The 22,234-nt window shown below is 67.6% G+C and carries 23 protein-coding genes and 1 tRNA gene; 16 read left to right on the plus strand and 8 right to left on the minus strand.

Annotated features, from left to right (window positions below; all coding sequences use genetic code 11):
* Nucleotides 1-17: 17 nt before the first annotated feature.
* Together VVD47_RS10090 and VVD47_RS10095 are read right to left on the minus strand one after the other, a co-directional pair.
* On the minus strand, nucleotides 18-1,064 hold the full coding sequence (locus VVD47_RS10090) for an ABC transporter substrate-binding protein (protein ID WP_327603332.1): 1,047 nt from the start codon (nucleotides 1,062-1,064) through the stop codon (nucleotides 18-20).
* 56 nt (nucleotides 1,065-1,120) lie between these two features.
* Complete coding sequence (locus tag VVD47_RS10095; RefSeq protein WP_327603333.1) at nucleotides 1,121-2,230, minus strand: ring-opening amidohydrolase; 1,110 nt, start codon at nucleotides 2,228-2,230, stop codon at nucleotides 1,121-1,123.
* 296 nt (nucleotides 2,231-2,526) lie between these two features.
* On the opposite strand from VVD47_RS10095, the gene VVD47_RS10100 reads away from it, so the two are divergent.
* From VVD47_RS10100 to VVD47_RS10140, 9 genes are all read left to right on the plus strand, one after another.
* Nucleotides 2,527-3,438 carry a LysR family transcriptional regulator gene (locus tag VVD47_RS10100; protein ID WP_327603334.1) on the plus strand — a complete coding sequence of 304 codons (912 nt, stop codon included), beginning with the start codon at nucleotides 2,527-2,529 and terminating at the stop codon, nucleotides 3,436-3,438.
* Between the two features lie 840 nt (nucleotides 3,439-4,278).
* The gene (locus tag VVD47_RS10105; RefSeq protein WP_327603335.1) at nucleotides 4,279-5,130 is read left to right on the plus strand and encodes a cysteine hydrolase family protein; all 852 of its coding nucleotides are present in this window, start codon (nucleotides 4,279-4,281) and stop codon (nucleotides 5,128-5,130) included.
* A gap of 10 nt (nucleotides 5,131-5,140) precedes the next feature.
* Nucleotides 5,141-6,166: an ABC transporter substrate-binding protein gene (locus VVD47_RS10110; RefSeq protein ID WP_327603336.1), complete on the plus strand. Its 1,026-nt coding sequence runs from the start codon at nucleotides 5,141-5,143 to the stop codon at nucleotides 6,164-6,166.
* Nucleotides 6,167-6,226: 60 nt separating this feature from the next.
* On the plus strand, nucleotides 6,227-7,018 hold the full coding sequence (locus VVD47_RS10115; RefSeq protein ID WP_327603337.1) for an SDR family NAD(P)-dependent oxidoreductase: 792 nt from the start codon (nucleotides 6,227-6,229) through the stop codon (nucleotides 7,016-7,018).
* 135 nt (nucleotides 7,019-7,153) lie between these two features.
* Nucleotides 7,154-8,629, plus strand: coding sequence for an allantoinase AllB (gene allB / locus VVD47_RS10120; protein WP_327603338.1), 1,476 nt, complete (start codon nucleotides 7,154-7,156; stop codon nucleotides 8,627-8,629).
* Nucleotides 8,630-8,667: 38 nt separating this feature from the next.
* Nucleotides 8,668-9,531 (plus strand): ABC transporter ATP-binding protein, encoded by an 864-nt coding sequence (locus VVD47_RS10125; protein ID WP_327603339.1) that lies wholly within the window; start codon nucleotides 8,668-8,670, stop codon nucleotides 9,529-9,531.
* Complete coding sequence (locus VVD47_RS10130) at nucleotides 9,531-10,502, plus strand: ABC transporter permease (RefSeq protein ID WP_327603340.1); 972 nt, start codon at nucleotides 9,531-9,533, stop codon at nucleotides 10,500-10,502. The genes VVD47_RS10125 and VVD47_RS10130 overlap by 1 nt, the downstream gene beginning before the upstream one ends.
* A 76-nt stretch (nucleotides 10,503-10,578) precedes the next feature.
* Nucleotides 10,579-11,184, plus strand: a complete 606-nt coding sequence (locus VVD47_RS10135) for a TIGR00730 family Rossman fold protein (RefSeq protein ID WP_327603341.1) — start codon at nucleotides 10,579-10,581, stop codon at nucleotides 11,182-11,184.
* A gap of 68 nt (nucleotides 11,185-11,252) precedes the next feature.
* Entirely contained in the window at nucleotides 11,253-11,663 is a 411-nt protein-coding gene (locus VVD47_RS10140; protein WP_327603342.1) for a DUF3830 family protein, read from the plus strand.
* Nucleotides 11,664-11,738: 75 nt separating this feature from the next.
* On the opposite strand, the gene VVD47_RS10145 is transcribed toward VVD47_RS10140, so the two are convergent.
* A complete protein-coding gene (locus tag VVD47_RS10145) occupies nucleotides 11,739-12,140 on the minus strand; it encodes a c-type cytochrome (RefSeq protein ID WP_327603343.1) in 402 nt (133 codons plus the stop codon).
* A gap of 233 nt (nucleotides 12,141-12,373) precedes the next feature.
* Here VVD47_RS10145 and VVD47_RS10150 point away from each other — a divergent pair.
* The 4 genes from VVD47_RS10150 to VVD47_RS10165 all read left to right on the plus strand — a co-directional run bounded on the left by VVD47_RS10150 (nucleotide 12,374) and on the right by VVD47_RS10165 (nucleotide 15,386).
* A tRNA-Arg gene (locus VVD47_RS10150) sits at nucleotides 12,374-12,450 on the plus strand.
* A 111-nt stretch (nucleotides 12,451-12,561) separates the two neighbouring features.
* Nucleotides 12,562-13,350 carry a sulfite exporter TauE/SafE family protein gene (locus VVD47_RS10155; RefSeq protein ID WP_327603344.1) on the plus strand — a complete coding sequence of 263 codons (789 nt, stop codon included), beginning with the start codon at nucleotides 12,562-12,564 and terminating at the stop codon, nucleotides 13,348-13,350.
* Nucleotides 13,351-13,482: 132 nt separating this feature from the next.
* Complete coding sequence (locus VVD47_RS10160) at nucleotides 13,483-14,976, plus strand: CoA-acylating methylmalonate-semialdehyde dehydrogenase (RefSeq protein WP_327603345.1); 1,494 nt, start codon at nucleotides 13,483-13,485, stop codon at nucleotides 14,974-14,976.
* Entirely contained in the window at nucleotides 14,973-15,386 is a 414-nt protein-coding gene (locus VVD47_RS10165) for an NUDIX hydrolase (RefSeq protein WP_327603346.1), read from the plus strand. Before VVD47_RS10160 ends, VVD47_RS10165 begins: the two co-directional genes overlap by 4 nt.
* A 49-nt stretch (nucleotides 15,387-15,435) precedes the next feature.
* Here the strand turns inward: VVD47_RS10165 and VVD47_RS10170 are convergent, their stop codons facing one another.
* Nucleotides 15,436-15,780 carry a hypothetical protein gene (locus VVD47_RS10170; protein WP_327603347.1) on the minus strand — a complete coding sequence of 115 codons (345 nt, stop codon included), beginning with the start codon at nucleotides 15,778-15,780 and terminating at the stop codon, nucleotides 15,436-15,438.
* A gap of 171 nt (nucleotides 15,781-15,951) precedes the next feature.
* Nucleotides 15,952-17,253, minus strand: a complete 1,302-nt coding sequence (locus tag VVD47_RS10175; protein WP_327603348.1) for a TIGR03862 family flavoprotein — start codon at nucleotides 17,251-17,253, stop codon at nucleotides 15,952-15,954.
* A gap of 92 nt (nucleotides 17,254-17,345) precedes the next feature.
* Here VVD47_RS10175 and VVD47_RS10180 point away from each other — a divergent pair, with 92 nt between their 5' ends.
* Genes VVD47_RS10180 through VVD47_RS10190 form a run of 3 tightly spaced genes read left to right on the plus strand, consistent with a single transcriptional unit; the run spans nucleotide 17,346 to nucleotide 18,830 of the window.
* Complete coding sequence (locus VVD47_RS10180; RefSeq protein WP_327603349.1) at nucleotides 17,346-17,885, plus strand: DinB family protein; 540 nt, start codon at nucleotides 17,346-17,348, stop codon at nucleotides 17,883-17,885.
* Entirely contained in the window at nucleotides 17,882-18,292 is a 411-nt protein-coding gene (locus tag VVD47_RS10185) for a glyoxalase superfamily protein (RefSeq protein ID WP_327603350.1), read from the plus strand. Before VVD47_RS10180 ends, VVD47_RS10185 begins: the two co-directional genes overlap by 4 nt.
* A gap of 1 nt (nucleotide 18,293) precedes the next feature.
* On the plus strand, nucleotides 18,294-18,830 hold the full coding sequence (locus tag VVD47_RS10190) for a GNAT family N-acetyltransferase (protein WP_327603351.1): 537 nt from the start codon (nucleotides 18,294-18,296) through the stop codon (nucleotides 18,828-18,830).
* 27 nt (nucleotides 18,831-18,857) lie between these two features.
* Here the strand turns inward: VVD47_RS10190 and VVD47_RS10195 are convergent, their stop codons facing one another.
* The 3 genes from VVD47_RS10195 to argA are packed head-to-tail and all read right to left on the minus strand — an operon-like array spanning nucleotide 18,858 to nucleotide 22,167.
* Complete coding sequence (locus tag VVD47_RS10195; RefSeq protein WP_327603352.1) at nucleotides 18,858-19,052, minus strand: DNA gyrase inhibitor YacG; 195 nt, start codon at nucleotides 19,050-19,052, stop codon at nucleotides 18,858-18,860.
* Nucleotides 19,053-19,082: 30 nt separating this feature from the next.
* Nucleotides 19,083-20,834, minus strand: a complete 1,752-nt coding sequence (locus tag VVD47_RS10200; RefSeq protein ID WP_327603353.1) for a diguanylate cyclase domain-containing protein — start codon at nucleotides 20,832-20,834, stop codon at nucleotides 19,083-19,085.
* Nucleotides 20,835-20,847: 13 nt separating this feature from the next.
* Nucleotides 20,848-22,167 carry an amino-acid N-acetyltransferase gene (argA, locus tag VVD47_RS10205; RefSeq protein WP_327604638.1) on the minus strand — a complete coding sequence of 440 codons (1,320 nt, stop codon included), beginning with the start codon at nucleotides 22,165-22,167 and terminating at the stop codon, nucleotides 20,848-20,850.
* Nucleotides 22,168-22,234: the final 67 nt, after the last annotated feature.

The following is a 22,234-nucleotide window of genomic DNA, read 5'->3' on the forward strand; positions in this document are numbered from 1 at the left end:
GCTCCATCAGAAAGGGTTCAGAAAGGGGACTTGACGATACGCTCCGCCTTGGGAGGCAGGAAGCTGCGGTTGAACACTTCCGCCGGTGCCGGGCTGCGCGGCAGGCCGTAGCTCTCGTCCAGCTGGGTGATGGCGCGTGCCAGGCGGTCGTCCTTCACGTCACCCAGGCCGATCTCGCCCACTTCCTTGGTCAGCACCAGCGACTTCAGGGTGTAGAGCATGCGGCGCTTCTCGATGTCCTTGTTGATCAGCGGCTCGTTCTTCGCCAGGTTGTCGATGCAGGGGTCCGGCTGGGCGACGCAGTCCTTCACGGCGCGGTTGATGGCGCGCACCAGTCCGCTCACCGCCTGCGGCTTCTCCTTCACCAGTTGCTGCGACACCAGCACGCCGTTGCTGTACAGGTCCAGGCCGTGGTCGTTGTAGAAGATCCAGCGGATGTCGCGGTCGGGGTCGATGTTCTGCGCCACGAGGTTCATGTAGCTGGTGGCGGAGAACACCGCGGAGGCATCCACCTGGCCGCGCAGCAGCATCTGCTCCTGCAGGTTGGGCGCCATGTTGAGCCACTCGACCTTCTTCTCGTCGATGCCGTTCTTCTTCGCCAGCGCGGTGAACACCTTGGACGCAGCAGCGCCGGCCGGCGAACCCAGCTTCTTGCCCTCGACATCCTTCAGTGTCTTGATGGGACTGTCGGACTTCATGATCAGCGCGAAGGGCGCGCGGTTGTAGAACATGTACACCATGACCGGCGTCTCGGCCGGACGCGTCGCGGCGTTCTGCACGATGGCGTTGATGTCGCCGAAGCCGGCCTGGTAGGCACCCGTCATCACGCGGGTGACGCTGGCGGCCGAGCCCTCGCCCTGGTCGATGGTCACGTCCAGCTTCTCATCCTTGAAGTAGCCCTTGTCCTGCGCCAGGTAGAACCAGGCGTGCACGCCCTGGATCTTCCAGTCCAGGGTGAACTTGATCTTGGTGGCTTCCTGCGCGTGCGCAGCAGGCGCGGCCAGGGCCAGTGCAGCGGCGATGGCGGTCCCCATGACGCACAGCAGGGGCTTGATCGGTTTCATGGTGAGTCCTTTGTGATGTTCGTGAACAGTGGTGAGCAGGTGAGCGGCGGCGCCGCTCAGGCCCGCAGGATGAGTGCGAAGGGACCACCGCCCGGCGGCCCCTGGTGTTCGGCACCGCCCGACACGTAGAGCTCGGTGGTGCCCAGTACGGATGCCAGCGCACCGCCGACGGCGGCGCGCGCATGGCGGGTGGCGTTGATGTCGGAGTCGTTCAGCATGGTGTGGCGCGCACCGCGCACCAGCCCGTCGGGCGATGCTTCCGCCTTGGCGAAGATGTTCACCACGCGGGCCTGCAGCGCCTCGGCGTGCTCGTCAGGGTCGAGGCCGAAGTCTGTGCGCAGGCAGCGGCGCAGGCCGGCCACGTCCACCGCGTCGCGCATCAGGCCGTGGGCGATCACGTAATCGCTGGCGGCGCGCGCGCTCATGCCCATGACGATCACCACGTTGTTGTCCAGCTCGATGCCGGCCGAAGTGGAGGCCACCGCGGAGTAGCGCGACCAGTCGCGCTGGATGTGTTCGTCGCGCAGCGCAGCCACGTCGATCTCGCCCAGCGCGCAGGCCACGCCCAGTGCCGAGGCACCACGCGATGCGCCCATGGATTCGTAGGTGTCGTGGGTGGCCGTGTCGGCACCGCGCTCGCGCGCGGCGCGGATCTTCTCGGCGGTGAGCAGCGGACACTTGATCTGCACGAAATGCACGTCGGCCCGGTCCTCGATGCCGGCGTCGCGCATCGCGGCACGCACTGCGTCGGCGGTGGCCTGCACCTGCGGCAGGCGGCCCTGTTCTTCCGGCAGGAAGTCACGGGTAAAGGCCACGCCGACGGCGAGGCGCTTGCCGGCGGACACCGCGGGCGTCTCCACGGTGCGGCGCGCGAACACGGTGAAGTGCGGCGACAGCACGCCTTCCGTGCCGCCTGACATCACCAGCGCCACGCGCTCATGCACCGCGGTGGACGTGATGCCCAGATGCGGCGCCAGCAGATCGCACCAGGCGCGGGTGGCGTAGTCGCGGGTGAAGTCGTTCACGCAGCCGTTGCCTTCGGTCTTGCCCATCACCGCGACGATGTCCTCGGCGCGCAGCAGGCCTTGCGCCAGCAGGCTTTCGGCCGCGCGCAGGTCGGCCGGACCGGTACAGGGAAGCTTGAAGACATCGACACGCTGGAACATGGAGAGGGCACCGTTTTGCGGACTGACGGCACCAATCTTGCTGAAGCGAGTGCAGCACTTCCATTGCCAAGTTCGCACCGACGCGTTCATTTTTTTGCAACGCTGCATCCGCTACACGGCCCCACGAGGGAGACGCAGGCCCGCCTGCAGCCATCGCTGCATCCAGACCCGCGCCTCGCCGGCAACGTTCCCGCATGAGCTTCATGCCGGAACCGCATAACGGCCCTGGCAGCGATCCGCGCCCGCAGGTCGACGCCCGGACGGACAAGGCAGCCAACGCTGATCGAGGCCACGCCATGTCCGCCCTGCAGTACCTGCGCATCTTCAACTACATCGACGCCATCGCCCGCCACGGCTCCATCCGCAAGGCCGCGGAGGGGCTGTTCATCACGCCCTCCGCACTCGACCGTCGCCTGCAGGACCTGGAGGAAGACCTCGGCGCCGAACTGTTCGAGCGCCACGCCCGCGGCATGCGCCCCACCGCTGCCGGCGAACTGTTCCTGAAACACGCCCGCGAGCAGCGCGCCGACTTCGAGCGGCTGCGCGGCGACATCGCCCACCTGCGCGGCCTGCACCGCGGCACGGTGAGCATCGCCGCCAGCCAGGCGCTGGCCTTCTCGCTGTTCCCGGACATCATCACGCGCTTCCGCCAGAAGAACCCCGGCATCGACTTCAAGGTGCGCATCTGCGACCACAACAGCGTGGTGCAGGCCCTGCGCGACTTCGAGGCCGACCTCGGCATCGTCTACAACGTGCAGCCCTCCGCCGACGTCAGCCCGATGCTGGAGGTGGAGCAGCGCCTGTGCGCCGTGATGGCCGCCGATCATCCGCTGGCACAGCAAGCCCAGCTGCGCATGCGCGACTGCCTGCGCTACCCGCTGGCCCTGCCCGACGCCAGCCTGGGCGGCCGCATGCTGCTGGACGCCTTCTTCGCGCGCAGCTCCCTCAGCCCGCAGGTGGTGCTGGAGTCCAACTCCTTCGAGATGCTGCGCAACTTCGTGCGCGGCAACGACGCCGTGTCCTTCCAGATCCAGGTCGGCGCCGCCCTGGCCCGCGTGCAGGACGGCGTGACCGCGCTCCAGATCGACGACCGCGGCCTGGGTACGCGGCCGCTGACCCTCGCCCAGTTGAAGGGCCGCCACCTGCCCCTGCCCGCGATGCGCTTCGCGCAGAGCCTGCGGGATGCGCTGGAGGGGGCGGGGGAGTAGACGTGTGCCGATCGACACACGCCGCCGCTCTGCAAGCGCGAAATCCGGGACAGCGCCTGTAGGTCGGGTTGAGCGTAGCGAAGCCCGACATGGACCTCCCACGCGGCGACTCCGCAACGAACCCCGCTGTTGGGCTTCGCTACGCTCAACCCAACCTACCCACCCAGCGAAGTTTTTCGTGGAATCCGGGACCGCGCGGCGCCAGAGCCACGGCTCCCCATCCCCCTCTGCAGCCGCCGAGCAGCACAGCCGTGACGAGGGATCGCGCGGAGCGCGACGGCGAGGATGTGTGAGCGCGAAGCGCGAGTTCCGCAGCCGCTCGTCGCGGCGAGCAGCGCAGGGAACCGTGCGAAGCACGGCGGCGGAAGCGGGGCGGCTTTCTTTGGGTACTTTCTTTGTCCGCACAAAGAAAGTACCTCGCCCGCCGGGGCGAGTCCCGGCCCGGCGTAGCGATCAACCACGGCACACGCAGCGCGAGCCGGCAGAACACGAACAACAAAAGTCACTGGATTCCCGCCTTCGCGGGAATGACGAGGCTTTCCCAAGGAACACCCGCGTGCCACGCAACACGGCACCCCCCGTAGGTTGGGTTGAGCGCGGCGAAGCCCAACATGGGCACACCGCACGAGAACTCCTTAATGAACGCCGCTGTTGGGCTTGCTTCGACGGAGCTAAGCACAAGTCGCGTCGCTCAACCCAACCTACCCGTACGCCAAGTTTGTCGCGGATTCCGGGCACTCCGGCCCACTCGGCCAAGCGTTGCATTTTTTGCAACACCTCATTGAAAAACCACCGGCAGACAAGCTCGCTCTGCCTCCCTACGCTGAGGCCATGTCGAACATGAACACACCCCTCCTGCACACCACGGACGCCCGCTTCGGCGCGCCGCACAACGCCTGGCAAGGTGGGCCGCAACAGGTCAGCCTGGTACGTCGTCCGCCCGAGCCGGTCGTCGCGACGCTGGCGGCGGAGCCCGCCGCCGTGCAGATCGACCTCGGCCGCAGCGCCCTGGTGGTGGTCGACATGCAGAACGACTTCTGCCACCCGCAGGGCTGGTTCGGTCAACGTGGCCTCGACATTGCGCCCTGCCGCCAGCCCATCCCGGTCATCGCCGGCCTGCTGCCCGCCTGGCGCGATGCCGGCGGACGCGTGGTGTGGCTCAACTGGGGCATCCGCGCCGACGCCGCCAACCTGCCGCCTTCGGTGCATTACAAGGCCAAGGGCGGCGACCCGGCCGCCGTCGGTTACGGCGAGGTGTCACCGGAGGACCACGGGCCGTCACTGGTGCGCGGCAGCTGGGGCGCGGCCATGGTCGACGAGTTGCGTGCGGCGCCCACCGACCTGCTGGTCGACAAGCACCGCCTGTCCGGCTTCTTCGACAGTGAGCTGGACGGCGTGCTGCGCGCGCAGGGCATCACCACCCTGCTGTTCGCCGGCATCAACACCGACCGCTGCGTGTACTCGACGCTGCAGGACGCCGCCTTCCTCGGCTACGACTGCCTGCTGGTGAGCGATGCCTGCAACACCCCTTCGCCGGCGCACGTCAGCGACGCCATCCACTACCTCGTGCGCCTGCTGCACGGCTTCGTGACCGACAGCGTGGCGGTGCATGCCGCGCTCGCTGCCGGCCTTTCGCTCGACCCGTCACCCGACCCCGCTCCACCTGCTCCACCACTTCCACTGCAACCCTGAAGGAAAGATCATGAACTTCGCCCGCTCCTGCTCCGCGCTGCTCATCGCGCTTGCCACCACCCTCACACCACTGGCTGCCAGCGCGCAGACCAAGGTCAAGATGGTGCTCAACTGGAAGTTCGAAGGCGCGCAGGCCTGGTTCTTCTACGCGCAGGAGAAGGGCTACTTCAAGGCCGAGGGCCTGGACGTCACCATCGATCAGGGCGAAGGCTCCGCCGCGTCGATCCCGAAAGTGGCCAGCGGCACCTATGACGCCGGCTTCGGCGATCTCAACGCGCTGATCGACATGAGCGCCAAGCAGCCCGCCGTCGCCCCGGTGGCGGTGTACATGCTCTACAACGTGACGCCCTTCGTCGTCGCCACCAAGGCCAGCAGCCCGATCAAGTCGCTGAAGGACCTCAACGGCAAGACCGTCGGCGGACCCGCCAACGATGCCGCGCTGAAGCTGTTCCCGCTCGCCGCCAAGTCGGCCGGCCTGGACGCCAGCAAGGTCAACGTCACCAACATGGCGCCCAACCTGCGCGAGCAGTTGCTGATGCGCGACCAGGTGGACGCAGTGTTCGGCTACACGCTGACCATCACCTTCGCCGCCAAGGGCATCGGCATGAATCCGGACAAGGACCTGCGCTTCATCAACTACGCGGACTACGGCATCGACTCCTACTCCAACGCGATCTTCTTCTCGCAGGAGTTCATCAAGCAGAACCCGAAGGCGGTGGAAGGTTTCCTGCGCGCGCTGAACCGCGCCATCAACGAAGTGGTGGCCAACCCCGAGGCCGGCATGGACACCGTGATGCGCCGCGAACCGCTGCTCAAGCGCGACATCGAGAAGGAAAAACTGGTCGCCACCTACAAGGAGCAGATGAGCCACCCGGAGATCGCCAAGATCGGCCTCGGTGATGTGGATGACGCACGTCTGAAGCGCAACATCGACCTCGTCGTCGCCTCCGGCCAGCTGGCCCGCACGCCGGCCGCCGTCGAGATCTTCGACCGCCGCTTCCTGCCGGCCCGCGCCGACCGCGCCTCCAAGCTCTGACCCCTGCCTTACACGCCTCATGGCCGCGCAGGCCGCGGCCACGCAAACGGAATACACATCATGGATCTCGCACTCAAAGACAAAGTCGTCCTCATCACCGGCCCCGCCAAGGGCATGGGCCGCGCGGTGAGTCTCGCTTTTGCCAGGGAAGGCGCAAAGCTGGTGCTGACCGGCCGTGACATCGCCGCCATCGAGCCGGTGGCCGCAGAGGCGCGGGGGCTCGGCGTGGATGCCATCGTGCTGGCCTGCGACATCACGCAGAACACGCAGGTCGCCACCATGACCCGCCACGCGCTGGAGCACTTCGGTCGCATCGATGTGCTGGTCAACGTCGCCGGTGGGTCCGGCACCGTCGGCAAGCCGGGCTGGGAGAACACCCAGGAAGAGTTCGAGGAAATCGTGCAGCTCAACATGACCGGCTGCTTCAACACCATGCAGGCGGTGCTGCCGGGAATGATCGAGCGGCGCAGCGGCAAGGTGGTGAACGTCGGCGGCACCTTCGGCATGCGGGGCCGCGCCGGCCGCATGGCGTACTCCGCCAGCAAGTGGGGCCTGCGTGGCATCACCAAGAGCTTCGCGCTGGAGGCCGGCCCGCACGGCATCAACGTCAACTGCGTGGCGCCCGGCATGGTCGACGGCCCGCGCTTCCGCGACAAAGTGTGCGCCACGATGGCGAAGCAGCACGGCATCAGCGTGGAGGAAGCCATGCAGCGCCACGCCGAGGACTACGCGCTGCGCCGCGTATCCACCGACGCCGACGTCGCCAACGCCTGCCTGTTCCTCGCCAGCGAGGTGTCGCGCCAGATCACCGGTGTCGACCTGCCGGTAGATGGTGGCTGGGCGATGCTGTGACGAAGCGCATGCGTCCCTTCACCGTCATTCCCGCGGAAGCGGGAATCCAGTGACTTTCACCACCGATACGAACGACGCCGGATTCCTGCTCATGTGCGCGCACTGGCAGGAATGACGGCGAGAAGGAAGCACACCATGCCCACAGTTGATCTCGTCATCCGCGGCGGCAAAGTCGTCTCGCCGGATGCCATCATCGAAGCCTCGGTCGCCATCGACGGCGGCAAAATCGTCGCCGTCGGCCACGACGACCTGATGCCCGCCGGACGCGAGGAATTCCGCGCCGACGGCCAGTACATTCTGCCCGGCGCCATCGACAGCCACGTGCATTTCCGCGACCCGGGCTACCCGCACAAGGAAACCTGGAAGACCGGCTCCGCCGCCGCCGCGATGGGTGGCGTCACCACCGTGTTCGACATGCCCAACACCAAACCGGCCACCGGCACGGTGGAAGCGCTGCAGATGAAGTTGCGCGCAGCGGACGCGTCCTACGTCGACTTCGGCATCCATGCCCTGCTCGGCGACGACACCGTCGATGTCCTGGAAGACCTGCTGGACAACGGCGCCACCAGCTTCAAGGCCTTCGTCGGCAACACCTTCGGCAACCTGCCGGCGCCGTCCGACGGCGCGTTGCTGGAAGCCTTCGAGATCCTCGCCCCGCTGGGCATCCGCACCGTGGTGCACGCCGAGAATTCCTCGATCATGGCGCGTCGCCAGCAACGCATGCAGGCCGCCGGCCGCATGGACGTGCAGGCCCACCTCGCGGCCCGTCCGGAGGTGTGCGAGATCGAGGCGGTGAGCCGCATCATCCACTTCAGCGAATGGACCGGCGCGCGGGTGCACATCGCCCACAAGAGCTCGGCGGATGCGCTGTGGCTGGTACGCGAGGCCAAGGCGCGCGGCGTCGACATCACGGTGGAAACCTGCCCGCAATACGTGTTGCTGAACACCCAGGACATGATCCGCATGGGCGGCGTGTTGCGCGTCAATCCGCCGATCCGCGACGCGCGCCACAACCAGCCGCTGTGGGACGCGCTGCTCGACGGCACGGTGGACATGATCGCCACCGATCACGCGCCGCACTCCATCGAGGAGAACACCCGCGCCAACATCTGGGAATGCGATTGCGGCTTCCCCGGCGTGGAAACCCAGATGGCATTGATGCTCACCGAGGTGAACAAGGGCCGCGCGACGCTGATGGACTACGTGCGCTGGAGCGCCGTCGCGCCGGCGAAAGCCTGGGGCCTGTACGGCACCAAGGGCGTCATCGCCGCTGGCGCGCATGCCGACATCGTCATCGTCGACATGGACAAGGCCGGCATGCTGTCGCACGGCAAGCTGCAGTCGATCAGCAAGATCTCACCGTGGAACGGCCGCCGCGTGAAGGGCTACCCGGTGCACACCATCGTGCGTGGCCGCTTCGTGATGCGCGACGGTCGCCTGGTGGAGGACGCGGTCGGCTGGGGCAAGTCGGTGAAGGGCATCCAGAAGATGCCGACGCCGGACGTACGCAATGAGTCCAGCACGATGAAGAACATCGTCAAGGTGCCGGAAGGCTTCCCCAACAACGCGCTGCCACAGGTCGACGTGGTGACGCCCGCTGACCAGCGCTGATCCCGTCACCCATCCGCTTTCCGGACCCGAGGCCCATCATGAACCAGCCCTTCATCGACCTGCGCGATGTCACCGTACGCTTCGGTGCCGCCGACAGCGAGACGTCCACGCTCGCGCTGGACCGCACCGACCTGCGCATCGACACCGGCGATTTCGTCGCCCTCGTCGGTCCCAGCGGTTGCGGCAAGTCCACCATCCTCAAGCTCATCGGCGGCCTGCTGTCGCCGAGTAGCGGCGGCGTCATCGTCGATGGGCGCGAAGTCGGCGGCCCGCACCGCACGCGCATCGGCCTGGCCTTCCAGAATCCGACCATGTTGCCCTGGCTGACGGTGCGCGAGAACGTGATGATGCCGCTGAAGATCGTCGAGCCCTTCCGCCAGCACTACCGTGCGAAGAAGAAGGGTGAGTACGCCGAACGCGCCGACGCACTGCTGGCGCAGGTAGGCCTTACCGGCATGGGCGACAAGCGTCCTTGGCAGCTTTCCGGCGGCATGCTGCAGCGTGCATCGCTGTGCCGCGCACTGATCCACGAGCCGCAACTGCTGCTGCTCGACGAGCCCTTCGGCGCGCTCGATCAATTCACCCGCGAAGAGCTGTGGGGCACGATGCAGAACCTGTGGATGACCCAGCGTCCCACCGTGCTGCTGGTGACCCACGACCTGCGCGAAGCCGCCTACCTCGCCACCCGCATCTGCGTGATGAGCGCGCGGCCGGGTCGCATCCTGGAAGAGCGCAACGTGGAGTTCCCGCGCCCGCGCAGCATCCAGATGAGCTACGCACCGGAGTGCGCCGAGCTCGTGCAGGCCCTGCGCCTGCGCATCGCCGAAGCACGCAGCGACCTGTCGCCGCGCACGCCGGAGCCTTCCGTTTCCCTTGTCAGCGCCGAGAAGGAGGCTGCGTGATGAATACCGCCACGACCATCGATGACGCGCTGGGCGCGTCCGCCGCCACGAGTCCTTCCGCAGGTTTTTCACCCAGCGCAACCGGCAGCACGAGCTCACCAGCGACCGCCTCACCGGCGCCGGCCGAAGCCTCCGTCACCACCACCCGCATCGCAACGCCCGCCATGACACCCGCGCCCCGCAAACGCAGCTTCAAGCTGTCACGCAAGCTCCGCCAGCGCACGCTGTCGGCCATCGCGATCGTGTCGATGTTCGCGCTGTGGGAGCTGGCCTGCATCGTCTTCAACATTTCCGGCCTGATATTGCCGCGCCCCAGCGCGATCTTCGCCGTGCTGCTGGAGAAGGGGCCGCTGCTGTGGCCGCATGCCGTGCAGACGCTGTACACCACCGTCACCGGCTTCGCCTTCGGCGTGCTGGCCGGCGTGGTGCTGGGCATGATCATCGGCTCCAGCCGCTTCGCCTACGACGTGGCCTATCCGCTGCTGGTGGGTTTCAGCAGCATCCCGAAGGTGGCCGTGGTGCCGATCTTCGTGGTGTGGTTCGGTGCCGGCACGGTGCCCGCCATCCTCACCTCGATGGTGATCTGCACCTTCCCGGTCGTGGTGAACGTCGCCACCGGCCTTGCGCACACCGAGCCGGAGCTGCAGGACGTGCTGAAGGTGCTGGGCGCCCGCAAGCTGGACATCCTGTGGAACGTAGGCCTGCCGCACGCCCTGCCCTACCTGTTCGCGTCGCTGAAGATCGCCATCACCCTGGCCTTCGTCGGCACCGTGCTGGCCGAGACCGTCGCCGCCAACAAGGGCATCGGCAATGTCATGATCATCGCCAGCGGCAACTTCGATGTGCCCCTGGTGTTCGCCGGCCTGTTCATCCTCGCCGCGATGGGCATCATGCTGTATGTGGTCTCCTCGCTGGTGGAGCAGCGCGTCACCGGCTGGGCCGCACGCGGCAACGAAGTTGCCATGGGCTGAAGACCGGCGCCGGCAGAATGATCGTCATGCTGCCGGCCTGTCACCCTCACGACCGACACCGTTCATCATTGCAACCATGACGACCTCGACACTCAAACTCAAACGCATCGCCGTGTATTGCGGCTCCAACTTCGGCATCTCGCCGGTATACGCCGAAGGCGCCCGCGCGCTCGGCACTGCACTGGCCGAACTGGGCATCGCCCTGGTGTACGGCGGCACCCACAAGGGCCTGATGGGTGTGACCGCCGACGCAGTTCTCGCCGCTGGTGGCGAAGTGCACGGCGTGATCAGCCAGCGCCTGTTCGACCGCGGCCATCTCCATCCTGGCCTGAGCCGCCACGAGATCACGCCCGACATGCGCAGCCGCAAGGCACGCATGGCGGAACTGGCCGATGGCTTCATTGCGCTCCCGGGCGGGCTGGGTACGCTGGAGGAACTCTTCGAAGTCGCCACGCTGACGCAGCTCGGCGACCACGTGAAGCCCAGCGGCGTGCTGAACATCAACGGCTTCTACAACCCCATGCGCGCGATGCTGGAGAACATGGCGCGCGAGGAGTTCATGCGCATCGAGCACGTGGACATGATCCAGCTCGACGCCGACCCGAAGCGCCTCATCGCCCGCATGGACACGTGGGAGATGCCGACGGTGGAGAAGTGGTTCCCGGCGAAGCCGGCGACCTGAGCGGCGACCTGAACGGCCACCTCAGCGCTCACCGACACAAACAATCTGCAGTTCAGACGAGACCCACCATGAGCAAGATCCGCATCACCGCCGGCGACTTCAGCTTCATCGCCGAAACGCATCCCGACGCCCCGCAGACCGTGGCCGCCTTCCTGAAGATGCTGCCCTACCGGCAGAAGCTGATCCATGTGCGCTGGAGCGGTGAAGGCTGCTGGGTGCCGATGGGCGACTTCAAGCTGGGCGTGGACTTCGAGAACCACACCAGCCATCCGTCCGTGGGCGACGTGCTGTTCTACCCCGGTGGCTACAGCGAAACCGAGATCATCATGGCCTACGGCGCCTGCTCCTTTTCCAGCAAGCTCGGCCAACTGGCCGGCAACCACTTCCTGACCATCGTGGAAGGCAAGGAGAACCTGCGCGCACTGGGCGTGAAGTGCCTGTGGGAAGGCGCGCAGGACATCGTGTTCGAGACGCTCTGAGCCTTCGCCGCAAATCGCGGGCAAACAAAAAGGCGACCTGCAGGTCGCCTTTTTGTTTGTGCCGGTGTTAGCCGGTCAGCTCTTGGCCGGGGCCTCGGCCGGCGCAGACTCGCCGCCAGCCGGCGCCGGTGCGGCCGGCTCCTTGAAGCTGCCACCCGACTTGTTGGCCATGAACACCACCGCACGGGTGATCTCCAGCTCGGTCAGGTCAGCACCACCGCCCTTGGGCGGCATCGCGCCCTTGCCTTCCATGGCGATCTTGACCATGCCGTCCAGGCCATCCTTGAAGCGCACCGCCCAGGCAGCGTTGTCACCGGTCTTCGGCGCACCAGCCACACCCGCGTTGTGGCAGGCACCGCACACGCTGTTCACCACCTGCTCGCCGGTCCGCGGGGCAGCGCTTGCCGCCGGGGCCGCGCCCGACAGCTCCACCTTGGCTACCGGTTGGATCAGTTGCGCGGTTTCTTCTTCATCCACGGGCTCCTGCTTGCTGCAAGCCACGAGTACACCTGCTGCCACAACCGCCATCGCGGGCAGTGCCCAGCGACGAAACCCGCTTACCTTCGCCATGAGATCCTCAAACGGCAGACAAAATAAAGCGGCGATTATACGCGTTCCCGTCATGGGTATGTCCGCGCCGCTCGCCTGCACCGGCCCGATGCAGTAAGATCGCGGCCTGCCCACCCCTTCCGGGGGCCGGCATTCCCCACGCATCCGTAGCTCAGCTGGATAGAGTACTGCCCTCCGAAGGCAGGGGTCGCACGTTCGAATCGTGTCGGATGCGCCAGATTTCTCCCGCAGCAAATCTCCCCGGTCGACCGCCTGAAGCGGCAACCTGGGCCACCCGTGGCCCGCATCCTGCTATGTTCGACGCATCCTTCGCGAACTGGATGCGTGCATGCTCTTCACCCTGTTGTCTGGTGTCCTGGTCGGCGTCCTCATGGGGGTGACCGGTGCCGGTGGCGGCATCCTCTCGGTGCCGGCGCTGGTGTATGGGCTGGGCTGGAGCCTGCCGCAGGCCGCGCCGGTGGCGCTGGTCGCCACCTGCCTGGGCTCTGCAGTCGGCGCCGTGGAGGGCCTGCGCCGCAGGCTTGTGCGCTACCGCGCAGCACTCCTCATCGCGCTGGCCAGCCTGCCTTTCTCCGGCCTCGGGGTCCGGGCTGCACAACACCTGCCGACCTCCGTGTTGAGCGCTTGTTTCGCGGTCGTGCTGCTCATCGTGGCCATGCGCCTGCTTCGCCAGCAATCGGCCGACACCGCCGAGCTGCCGCGCCTCGCCGGCGCCGCGCACATCAACCCGGACACCGGCCGATTCGAGTGGAATGCACGCACCGCCTGCGTGTTCGGCCTCATCGGTGGCGTGGCCGGCTTCATGAGCGGCCTGCTCGGCGTCGGGGGGGGCTTCGTGGTGGTGCCGCTGCTACGCCGGTTCAGCGATGCGTCCATGCACGTGGTGGTCGCCACTTCCCTGTTGATCGTGGCGCTGGTCAGCCTCGGCTCGCTGGGCAACGCGTTGGCCAACGGTGCAGTGCTGCCTGCCGTGATCACGCCTTGGTTCGCCGCCAGCGTCGCGGCCGGCATGCTGGTCGGCCGACGCATCGCCCATCGCCTCGCAGCGCATCACGTGCAGCGTGGCTTCGCCGCCCTCCTGCTCATCGTGGCCGCCAGCCTGTTGCTCCGGCTCTGATCACACGACAGATCGGTGTCTCGCGACAATTCCCCTGACGAGACATGAACCTTATGCGGCAGCTTCCGGCGATGCTCAGGTCGCAGGTTTAATGACAAGATCCGAGGAACGATTCACCGCGCAGGAGCCGGCATGGAACTGATTTCCCATTTCATTGGTGGTCAACGCAATACGGGCCGCGGGGAGCAACGCGCGGCTGTGTTCAACCCCGCCACCGGAGCGCAGCAGGCCGAGGTGTGTCTGGCATCGCCTGACGATGTCAGCACAGCCGTAGCCGCCGCCGGGGCGGCGCAGCCGGCCTGGGGCGATACACCGCCGCTGCGACGTGCGCGCGTGATGTTCCGTTTCAAGGAATTGCTGGAACAGCATCAGCATGAGCTGGCCGCGATCATCAGCCGGGAGCACGGCAAGGTGCCGGGCGATGCGCTGGGCGAAGTGACGCGCGGGCTGGAAGTCGTGGAGTTCGCCTGCGGCATCCCGCATCTCATCAAGGGCGAATTCTCCGAGCAGGTCGGCGGCGGGGTGGACAGCTACAGCCTGCGGCAACCGCTGGGGGTGGTGGCCGGCATCACGCCCTTCAACTTTCCGGCGATGGTGCCGCTGTGGATGCTGCCGGTCGCACTGGCCTGCGGCAATGCATTTGTCCTGAAGCCCTCGGAGCGCGACCCGTCTGCCAGCCTGATGCTGGCGGACCTGCTGCAGAAGGCCGGGCTGCCTGACGGAGTGTTCAACGTACTGCAGGGCGACCGTGAAGCGGTGGACGGCCTGCTCGATCACCCCGACGTCGCGGCGATCAGCTTCGTGGGCTCGACGCCGGTGGCGCGTCACATCTACACGACCGGCACGGCCGGCGGCAAGCGGGTGCAGGCACTGGGTGGCGCCAAGAACCATCTGGTGGTGATGCCGGATGCCGATCTCGACCAGGCTGTCGATGCGCTGATGGGCGCGGCCTACGGTTCGGCCGGCGAACGCTGCATGGCGATTTCCGTGGCCGTGGCGGTGGGTGACGTGGCGGACGCGCTGGTGGAGCGGCTGGCAGCGCGTACCCGCGCGCTACGCGTCGGCCCGGGTAGCGATCCGACCGCCGAGATGGGGCCGCTGGTGACGCGCGCGCACCTCGACAAGGTACGCAGCTACGTGGACGCAGGCGTGGCAGAGGGCGCGCGGCTGGTGGTCGACGGACGCACGCTGAAGGTGGCCGGTCACGAGGCCGGCTTCTTCCTGGGCGGTTGCCTGTTCGATCACGTCCAGCCGGAGATGAGCATCTGGCGCGAGGAGATTTTCGGGCCGGTGCTGGCCGTCGTGCGCGTGCCGGATTTCGACGCCGCCCTGCAGCTCATCGACACCCACGCGTATGGCAACGGCGTGGCGCTGTTCACCCGTGATGGCGATTGCGCGCGCGAGTTCGTGCGGCGCGTGCAGATCGGCATGGTGGGTGTGAACGTGCCCATCCCGGTGCCGATGGCCTTCCACAGCTTCGGCGGCTGGAAGCAGTCCATGTTCGGTGACCACGCCATGCACGGCATGGAAGGCGTGCGCTTCTACACGCGCCTGAAAACCGTGACGAGCCGCTGGCCCACGGGCATCCGTGCCGGCGCCGAGTTCGTCATGCCGACGCTGAAGTGAGCGCGACGGATTCCGCGCCGCTGGATGTGCTCGCCTGGGTGTCCGTCCATGAGCGTCGCGTGCTGGTCGTACGCACGCGTGGCCGCGATGCCTGGTACCTGCCCGGTGGCAAGCGCGAGCCCGGCGAAAGCGATGCGCAAGGCCTCGCCCGCGAAGTGATGGAGGAACTGGGAGTGCGCTTGCAGCCAGGCAGCCTGCGCCATTACTGCACGGTCGAGGATGTGTCGCACGGACTGGCCGTCACGCGGCAGGTGCGCATGCAGTGCTTCACCGCTCAGGCCGAGGGTGCACCGGCGCCACAGGCGGAAATCGAGGCGCTGGCCTGGCTGAGTGCGGCCGAGGTCACCGCCTGCGCCCCCGCCGCACGCCAGGTACTGGCACGGCTGGCAGCGGACGGCCTCATCGACTGAAGCCGTCCCCCCCCGTCCCGGCCAGTGGGGCTGCCAAAGCCCTGCCGCGTCAGGTCGGCAAGCCGCTGGCGGACACGCGTGGCTGGCGGGCGTCCTGCCTGCCGAACAGGGTGCCGAGCCGGGCGTTCATCTTGCTCAGGACACCCCTCACGACTTCATTCACCGTCGCAGCCTCGTGGCTCACGGCCACGGCATCCAGTCCGGCAGGGCGCACCTCCAGGGTGCAACGATGGTCGACGCCGGCACGCGGGCCGTTGGTATCGCGCACGTGCAGTTGCGCGCTGGTCAGGCGGGTGCGATGGTGGCGCAGACCGTTCTCGACCTCGGCTGCCAGTGCAGCCATGACGCTGGTGCGGTCGGCGGCATTGGTATCAATGCTGACTTCGATTCTCATGCTGGACCTCCTGTATGAGTTGGCATCGAGACAGGCCGGCGGTGACGATGCAGGACATCGTCTGCGTGGCCTGTACCAAGTGTGATGCCGCTGCCGTGCAGAGGTTCCGGAGCGAGACCGCAAGTTGACCTTGCACAAACCTGCAACTCCTGCCGCGCAGGTGCGCGACCGTCAGGCGCGCAGGCGCGCGACCACCCCCTGCCCGGCCACGACACCGCTGGCAAAGCACGCGGTCAGCAGGTAGCCGCCGGTAGGGGCTTCCCAGTCCAGCATCTCCCCCGCGCAGGACACGTCCGGCAACACTTTCAGCCTCAGGCTGTCGTCGAGGGCTTCGAGACGCACGCCGCCGGCGGAACTGATCGCCTCGTCCAGTGGCCGCGTCGCACACAGCCGCAGTGGCAGCGCCTTGATGGCAGCGGCCAGTCTTGCCGGGTCGGCGTAGTCATCGGCGCCGGCACATTCGCGCAGCAATGCGGCCTTCACGCCGGCGATGCCCACGCGGCTCTGCAGGTGGCTGGCCATCGAGCGCGAGCCACGTGGATGGGCCACGTCGGCCAGTACGCGCGCTGCACTACGGTCGGGCAGCAGGTCGACATGCAGGGTCACGCAGCCCTGCGCAGCCAGCGTGTCGCGCAACGGTGCCGACAGGGCATAGACAAGACTGCCTTCCACGCCATCGTCATTGAGCATGAACTCGCCCTTGCGGGCGTGCGACGCGCCCTGCGCATCGGTGAAACTGAGCGTCACCGTCTTCACCGGCTGGCCACCGAAGCGCTGGCGCAGATGTTCGCTCCAGCCTCGCGCGCCAGTTGCGGTACCGATCACGAAACCGCAGTTGGCAGCCTGCAAGGGAGCGACCTCCACACCGCGCGTCTGCAACCAGGGCAACCAGCTGCCATCCGAGCCGAGGCGCGACCAGCTGCCGCCCCCCAGCGCCAGCACGACGGCAGCGACATCGTGACGGCGCTCGCCGTCCGGCGTGGCGAAATGCAGGGCGGTGACGGGCTCGCCAGCCTGCCAGCCCAGCCAGCGGTGACGCGCATGGAAACTCACGCCCAACTCGCGCAGGCGATGCAGCCAGGCGCGCAGCAACGGGGCCGCCTTCATCTCGCGGGGAAACACCCGGCCGCTGGACCCGACGAAGGTCTCGATGCCCAGCCCATGCACCCAGGCGCGCAACGCATCGGCATCGAAGGCTTCCAGCCAGCGCGACACCTCTTCGGAACGTTCCCGGTAACGCGCACGGAAGGCTTCGGCCGGCTCGGCGTGGGTGATGTTCATGCCGCCGACGCCCGCCAGCAGGAACTTGCGCCCCACCGACGGCATGGCGTCGAAGACCGCCACGCGCAACCCGGCCCTGGCCATCGTCTCGGCCGCCATGAGGCCGGCCGGCCCGCCGCCGATCACCGCGACGCTCGCGTTCCCCTGCGCGCCGGGCACCGTGCTGCGTCCAGAATTTCCTGCTTCCGGCATGCCGGCTACTCCCTTCATCGACGGCGCGCAGTGTCGCACGATGCACGGATGGCTGCGTTAGGATCGCGCTTCCACTGGCTGGATCAGACCCGATGAGTACACCCGAGCACGTACGACTGATGGCGCGCTACAACCGCTGGATGAACGAGCGCCTGCTGGAAGCCTGCGCGCGCCTCGACCCGGCAGCGCTCAGCGCCGACCGTAGGGCCTTTTTCGGCTCGCTGCTCGGCACGCTGAACCATCTGGTCGTGTCCGACACGATCTGGCTGCATCGCTTCGCGCAGCATCCCGCCCAACACGTCGAACTCGACCCGGTGCGGACGCTGCCCTTGCCCACGTCACTGGACCAGATCGTCTGCGAAGACCTGGGCGCACTGCGCACGCGCCGTGCCTTGCTGGACGACTGCATCGAACAATGGTGCGCAGCGCTGAGCGAGGCAGACCTGCAGCATGTACTGCACTATCGCAGTACGAAGGGCGTGCCTGGCCGCCGCAAGCTTGGCAGGCTGCTGCTGCACTTCTTCAACCACCAGACCCATCACCGCGGCCAGGCCACGACGCTGATCAGCCAGGCGGGTGAAGACATGGGCGCAACCGACCTGTTGCTCCTGATCCCGGAGGATGAGACATGACCACATCGGCCGTACTGCCGGCGCTGCCGCACATCTACGACACCGTTCCGGTGCTGCGCAGCTTCGACGAGAAGCGCGCCCGCGAGTTCTACGTCGACTGGCTGGGCTTCAACGTCGACTGGGAACACCGTTTCGAACCGAAGCTGCCGCTGTACATGCAGTTGAGCCGGCACGGGCTGACCCTGCATCTCAGCGAGCATCATGGCGACGCCTGCCCGGGCGCGGCGGTGTTCATCCGCATGAGGCGGCTGGTGGCGTTCCACGCCGACATCACCTCGCGCCCGTACGACTTCTACCGTCCGGCCATCGAGCGCCTGCCCTGGGGGCTGGACCAGATGTCCATCACCGACCCCTTCGGCAACAGCCTGCGCTTCACCGAGGAAGTGCCGGAGCCACTGGCCGCCTGAGGTGGAGATCCGCGACGAAACCCCGGCGCATCATGCCGCGGTACACGCCCTGCACTGCCGCGCCTTCGGCACGCCGGCCGAGGCGACGCTGGTCGATCTGCTGCGGGCACAAGCGCAGCCACTGGTCTCGCTGGTAGCGGTGGATGACACCGACGGCGTCGCCGGGCACATCCTCCTGTCACCGATGCGGGCGGAACACCCGGCGGCATTGCTGATGGGGCTGGCGCCGCTGGCGGTCGCGCCATCGCGGCACGGCGAAGGCATCGGCTCGGCGCTGGTCTGTGCGGGCCTGCAAGCCTGTCGCAGGCTGGGCGCCGGCGCGGTGGCGGTGCTCGGCGATCCGGGGTACTACGCTCGCTTCGGTTTCGTGGCGGCCAGCCGCTACGGCCTGCATTGCCGTTACACCGGCCCCGGCGGCGCGCCGCCGGAGGCCTTCATGGTGATAGAGCTGGTGCCGGACAGCCTGCGCGGCACGGACGTGCAGGCGCCGGTCAGCGGCCTGCTGCACTACCACCCGGCCTTCGACACGCTGGACTGAAAACCCGCCTGCGCCTCGCTGGCCGCACTACTCCGCCTTGGGCGCGTCCGGGTCTTCCTGCGCTTCGCCCGGCACGCGATAGGACTCGCTGGCCCAGGCGCCGAGATCGATCTGGCGGCAACGCTCGCTGCAGAAGGGGCGCCACTTGTTCTCGGGCCGCCATTCGACGGCCTTGCTGCATTGCGGGCACTTCACGACGGGGATTTTTCTATCGGTGGTCATTGACTGCGTGTTGACGGCGCTTGTGACTGCTCATGACTGTGGGTCGTGTTCGCCTGGTTCGGCGAACTGCATGCGGTTCTTGCCCTGCATCTTGGCCGCGTACATCGCGCGGTCGGCCATCGCGATCAGCGCGTTGCGTTCGCCGGCATGGTGCGGAGCCAGCGCAATGCCCATGCTGACGGTGATGCTCACCGCCTGGTCGCTGAAGCGGAACTCGATGTCGCTGACCCGCTGCAGGACGCGGCGCGCGAGTTGCTCCATCGGCTCGGCGTCGGTGTTGGACACCAGCAGGGCGAATTCGTCACCGCCGAGTCGGAACAGCATTTCGTTGCGGCGGATCACCGCGCTGAGCTCGCTGGCCAGGCGGATCAGCACCTCGTCGCCGGCCTGGTGCCCGTGGGTATCGTTCACCGCCTTGAAGCCGTCGAGGTCGAAGGACAGCAGGCCGAGCTGCTCGCCGCGACGCATCGCATCGGCGATCTGGCGCTCCAGCTCTTCCATGAAGCGGCGGCGGTTGAACAGGCCGGTCAGCGGGTCGCGTTCGGCGAGGTCCGTCAGGCGCTGGGCGGCGCGCAGCTCTTCGGTGACGTCCTCGTAGATCCACACCCGGCCGATGCCGCCCTCGCCCTCCAGGGCCGGCACGATGGCGGACAGGTCGCGGATGATCCGCCCGTCGCTCATCTCGATGTCATAGGGCTCCGAGAAGCCGCGGTGCGACAGCACTTCGGCCACGTGGGCGCGATAGGCTTCGTCGTCGGCCCGCAGGTGGATGGTGCGCTCGATCAGCACTTCGTCGCGCGCGCCCACCACCGTGTCGCGCATGCCCAGGTTCCAGATGTCCAGCGCCGGCTGGTTGATATACACCACGCGGTGATCGCGATCCACGAAGAGGATGCCCAGCTTCACGACGTCCAGCAGCGAGGCCAGGCGCATGCGCTCCTCGTTGCTGCGGTTGAGGTAGTGCTCCTTGAGCGCCTGGGCGCGGCGCAGGGCGGCCACGGTTTCCAGCAGCTTCAGTTCCGCGTCCTTGCGGCGCTGGATGTTCTGCGCCGAGAAGCGCACGCCCACCACCCGGCCCAGGTCGTCGCGACGCGGGTGCCAGCGACAGGCAAACCAGGTGACGCCACCCCCGCGATGCTGGATGCGCAGCTCGTGGTCCTCGCGCGACTCGCCCAGCAGGCTGCGCCGCGCCAGGTCGCGCATCAGGGCCTGGTCCTTGGTGTAGATCCACTGGTCGATGAGATCGTGCGCCTTGAGGCACTCCGCCACCGTGTAGCCGGTGATGGCCTCGATGGCCGGGTTCACCCACAGCAGGCGGCCATTGCCGCCGAAGTAGGCCTCCAGGCTGATGGCGTCCTCGGCCAGCATGCGGAAGTGGTCGCACTCCGCACGCACGCGCGCCACCGTTTCGGCCCGCTGCGTGGCGAAGCGGCTGATCGCCTGCGCCAGCGCATCGAAGGCCGACCAGCCGGTCTGTTCCAGCTCGGGCAGGCCGCCGGCTTCGACGGCTTGCTCCACCCGCCGGGTGAGGTCGTCCACCCGCCCCATCGACGTGGCGCGCGACAGCCGGAACGCTGCCAGCGTCAGCACCAGGCCGAGCGCCGCCATGGCCAGGGCGATGGCCAGGTCCCGCAGGTGTTCGGGCACGGCAAACCGCAATGCCAGATATACCAGCGCCATGACGATGCCCGCCGCCACGCAGTAGGCGCGCCGCACCAGCCGCCAGCGCGAAGGCGAGCGCACGGGGCCGGACGGAGGCGGGACGGGCTGGGGCAGCGTCATCGTGGCGGCGAGGCTAGAGCGTCTTCATCAGCACCTTGGAGCGGCGCTGGTAGTTGTACAGGTCACGCTTGCGCCCCGGCAGCGCCTCGGGCCCCACCTCGTTGAAACCACGCTCGCGGAACCAGTGTTCGGTGCGCGTGGTGAGGACGAACAGCCTGTCCAGCCCGAGCGCGCGGGCGCGCTCCTCGATGTGCTGCGACAGGCGCTCGCCCAGGCCGGCGCGGCGGTAGTCGGCCGTGACGACCAGGCAGGCCATCTCGCCCACGCGGTCTTCCGGGAAGGGATACAGCGCTGCGCAGCCGACCACCATGCCGTCGTGCTCGGCGAGCACGAAGCGTTCGATCTCCATCTCCAGCAGTTCGCGCCCGCGCCGCACCAGGGTGCCGTCGGCTTCCAGCGGAGCCAGCAGCGACAGCAGGGTGCCGACGTCCTCGATGGTCGCCTCGCGCAGGCGATGGAGCGGTTCGTGCGCGACCATGGTGCCCACGCCCTGGTGGGTGAAGAATTCCAGCAGCAGGCCACCGTCCTTGTCGCGATCGATCAGGTGGGCACGTGCCACGCCCTTGCGCACGGCGCGGATGGCGCGCGGCAGGAACAGGTGCAGGTCTTCGGTGAGGCCCACGCCTTCATTGAACATGCGCTCGGCCTCGTCGGCGGTGATCGCCTCGATGAGGCGGCCCTTCACATCCAGCAGGCCGGGGGCATCGCACAGGTACACCAGCTTCTCGGCCTTGAGGGCGATGGCGACGGCTTCCGCCACTTCTTCCATCGCGAGGTTGAAGATCTCGCCGGAGGGCGACACCCCGAGTGGCGACACCAGCACCACGTTCTGCTGGTCCAGGTCGGCGTCGATTTCGTCGGCGATCACGCGGCGCACCGCGCCGGTGTGCTGGAAGTCGATGCCATCCACCACGCCCATCGGCTTGGCGATGACGAAGTTGCCGCCGGTCACGCGCATGTAGGCACCCGCCATCGGCGTGTTCGGCAGCCCCTGCGAGAGGGCGGCCTCGATCTCGATGCGGGTCACGCCCACGGCGGCCTTCACGCATTCCAGCGCGGCCTCGTCGGTGACGCGCAGGCCGTTGTGATAGCGCGAGCGCTGCTGGCGGCGCGCCAGCTCGGCCTCGATCTGCGGGCGCACGCCGTGCACCAGCACCAGGCGCACGCCCAGCGCGGCCAGCAGGTTGCAGTCGTGGCAGAGGTCCTGCAGCAGCTCGCCCTGCGCCACCTCGCCACCAAAGGCCAGCACGAAGGTCTTGCCGCGGAAGGCATGGAAATACGGCGCCGCGCCGCGCACCCAGTCCACGAACCGGATGGCTTCGTCATCGCCCATGCGTTGGGCCGCTGCCAGGTTTGCGCTGATGAAGCGCGACTCGTCGTTCATGCCGTCTATCTACCTT

The organism is Uliginosibacterium sp. H1 (genome assembly GCF_036017065.1).
GTDB lineage: Bacteria > Pseudomonadota > Gammaproteobacteria > Burkholderiales > Rhodocyclaceae > Uliginosibacterium.

Coding starts and splice junctions, on each gene's coding strand:
- VVD47_RS10195 (WP_327603352.1), bottom strand. CDS start 19,052: ATGACCACCGATAGAAAAATCCCCGTCGTGAAGTGCCCGCAATGCAGC.
- VVD47_RS10105 (WP_327603335.1), top strand. CDS start 4,279: ATGAACACACCCCTCCTGCACACCACGGACGCCCGCTTCGGCGCGCCG.
- VVD47_RS10135 (WP_327603341.1), top strand. CDS start 10,579: ATGACGACCTCGACACTCAAACTCAAACGCATCGCCGTGTATTGCGGC.
- VVD47_RS10090 (WP_327603332.1), bottom strand. CDS start 1,064: ATGAAACCGATCAAGCCCCTGCTGTGCGTCATGGGGACCGCCATCGCC.
- VVD47_RS10200 (WP_327603353.1), bottom strand. CDS start 20,834: ATGACGCTGCCCCAGCCCGTCCCGCCTCCGTCCGGCCCCGTGCGCTCG.
- VVD47_RS10130 (WP_327603340.1), top strand. CDS start 9,531: ATGAATACCGCCACGACCATCGATGACGCGCTGGGCGCGTCCGCCGCC.
- VVD47_RS10140 (WP_327603342.1), top strand. CDS start 11,253: ATGAGCAAGATCCGCATCACCGCCGGCGACTTCAGCTTCATCGCCGAA.
- VVD47_RS10160 (WP_327603345.1), top strand. CDS start 13,483: ATGGAACTGATTTCCCATTTCATTGGTGGTCAACGCAATACGGGCCGC.
- allB (WP_327603338.1), top strand. CDS start 7,154: ATGCCCACAGTTGATCTCGTCATCCGCGGCGGCAAAGTCGTCTCGCCG.
- VVD47_RS10175 (WP_327603348.1), bottom strand. CDS start 17,253: ATGCCGGAAGCAGGAAATTCTGGACGCAGCACGGTGCCCGGCGCGCAG.
- VVD47_RS10115 (WP_327603337.1), top strand. CDS start 6,227: ATGGATCTCGCACTCAAAGACAAAGTCGTCCTCATCACCGGCCCCGCC.
- VVD47_RS10125 (WP_327603339.1), top strand. CDS start 8,668: ATGAACCAGCCCTTCATCGACCTGCGCGATGTCACCGTACGCTTCGGT.
- VVD47_RS10110 (WP_327603336.1), top strand. CDS start 5,141: ATGAACTTCGCCCGCTCCTGCTCCGCGCTGCTCATCGCGCTTGCCACC.
- VVD47_RS10100 (WP_327603334.1), top strand. CDS start 2,527: ATGTCCGCCCTGCAGTACCTGCGCATCTTCAACTACATCGACGCCATC.
- VVD47_RS10185 (WP_327603350.1), top strand. CDS start 17,882: ATGACCACATCGGCCGTACTGCCGGCGCTGCCGCACATCTACGACACC.
- VVD47_RS10170 (WP_327603347.1), bottom strand. CDS start 15,780: ATGAGAATCGAAGTCAGCATTGATACCAATGCCGCCGACCGCACCAGC.
- VVD47_RS10155 (WP_327603344.1), top strand. CDS start 12,562: ATGCTCTTCACCCTGTTGTCTGGTGTCCTGGTCGGCGTCCTCATGGGG.
- VVD47_RS10180 (WP_327603349.1), top strand. CDS start 17,346: ATGAGTACACCCGAGCACGTACGACTGATGGCGCGCTACAACCGCTGG.
- argA (WP_327604638.1), bottom strand. CDS start 22,167: ATGGGCGATGACGAAGCCATCCGGTTCGTGGACTGGGTGCGCGGCGCG.
- VVD47_RS10095 (WP_327603333.1), bottom strand. CDS start 2,230: ATGTTCCAGCGTGTCGATGTCTTCAAGCTTCCCTGTACCGGTCCGGCC.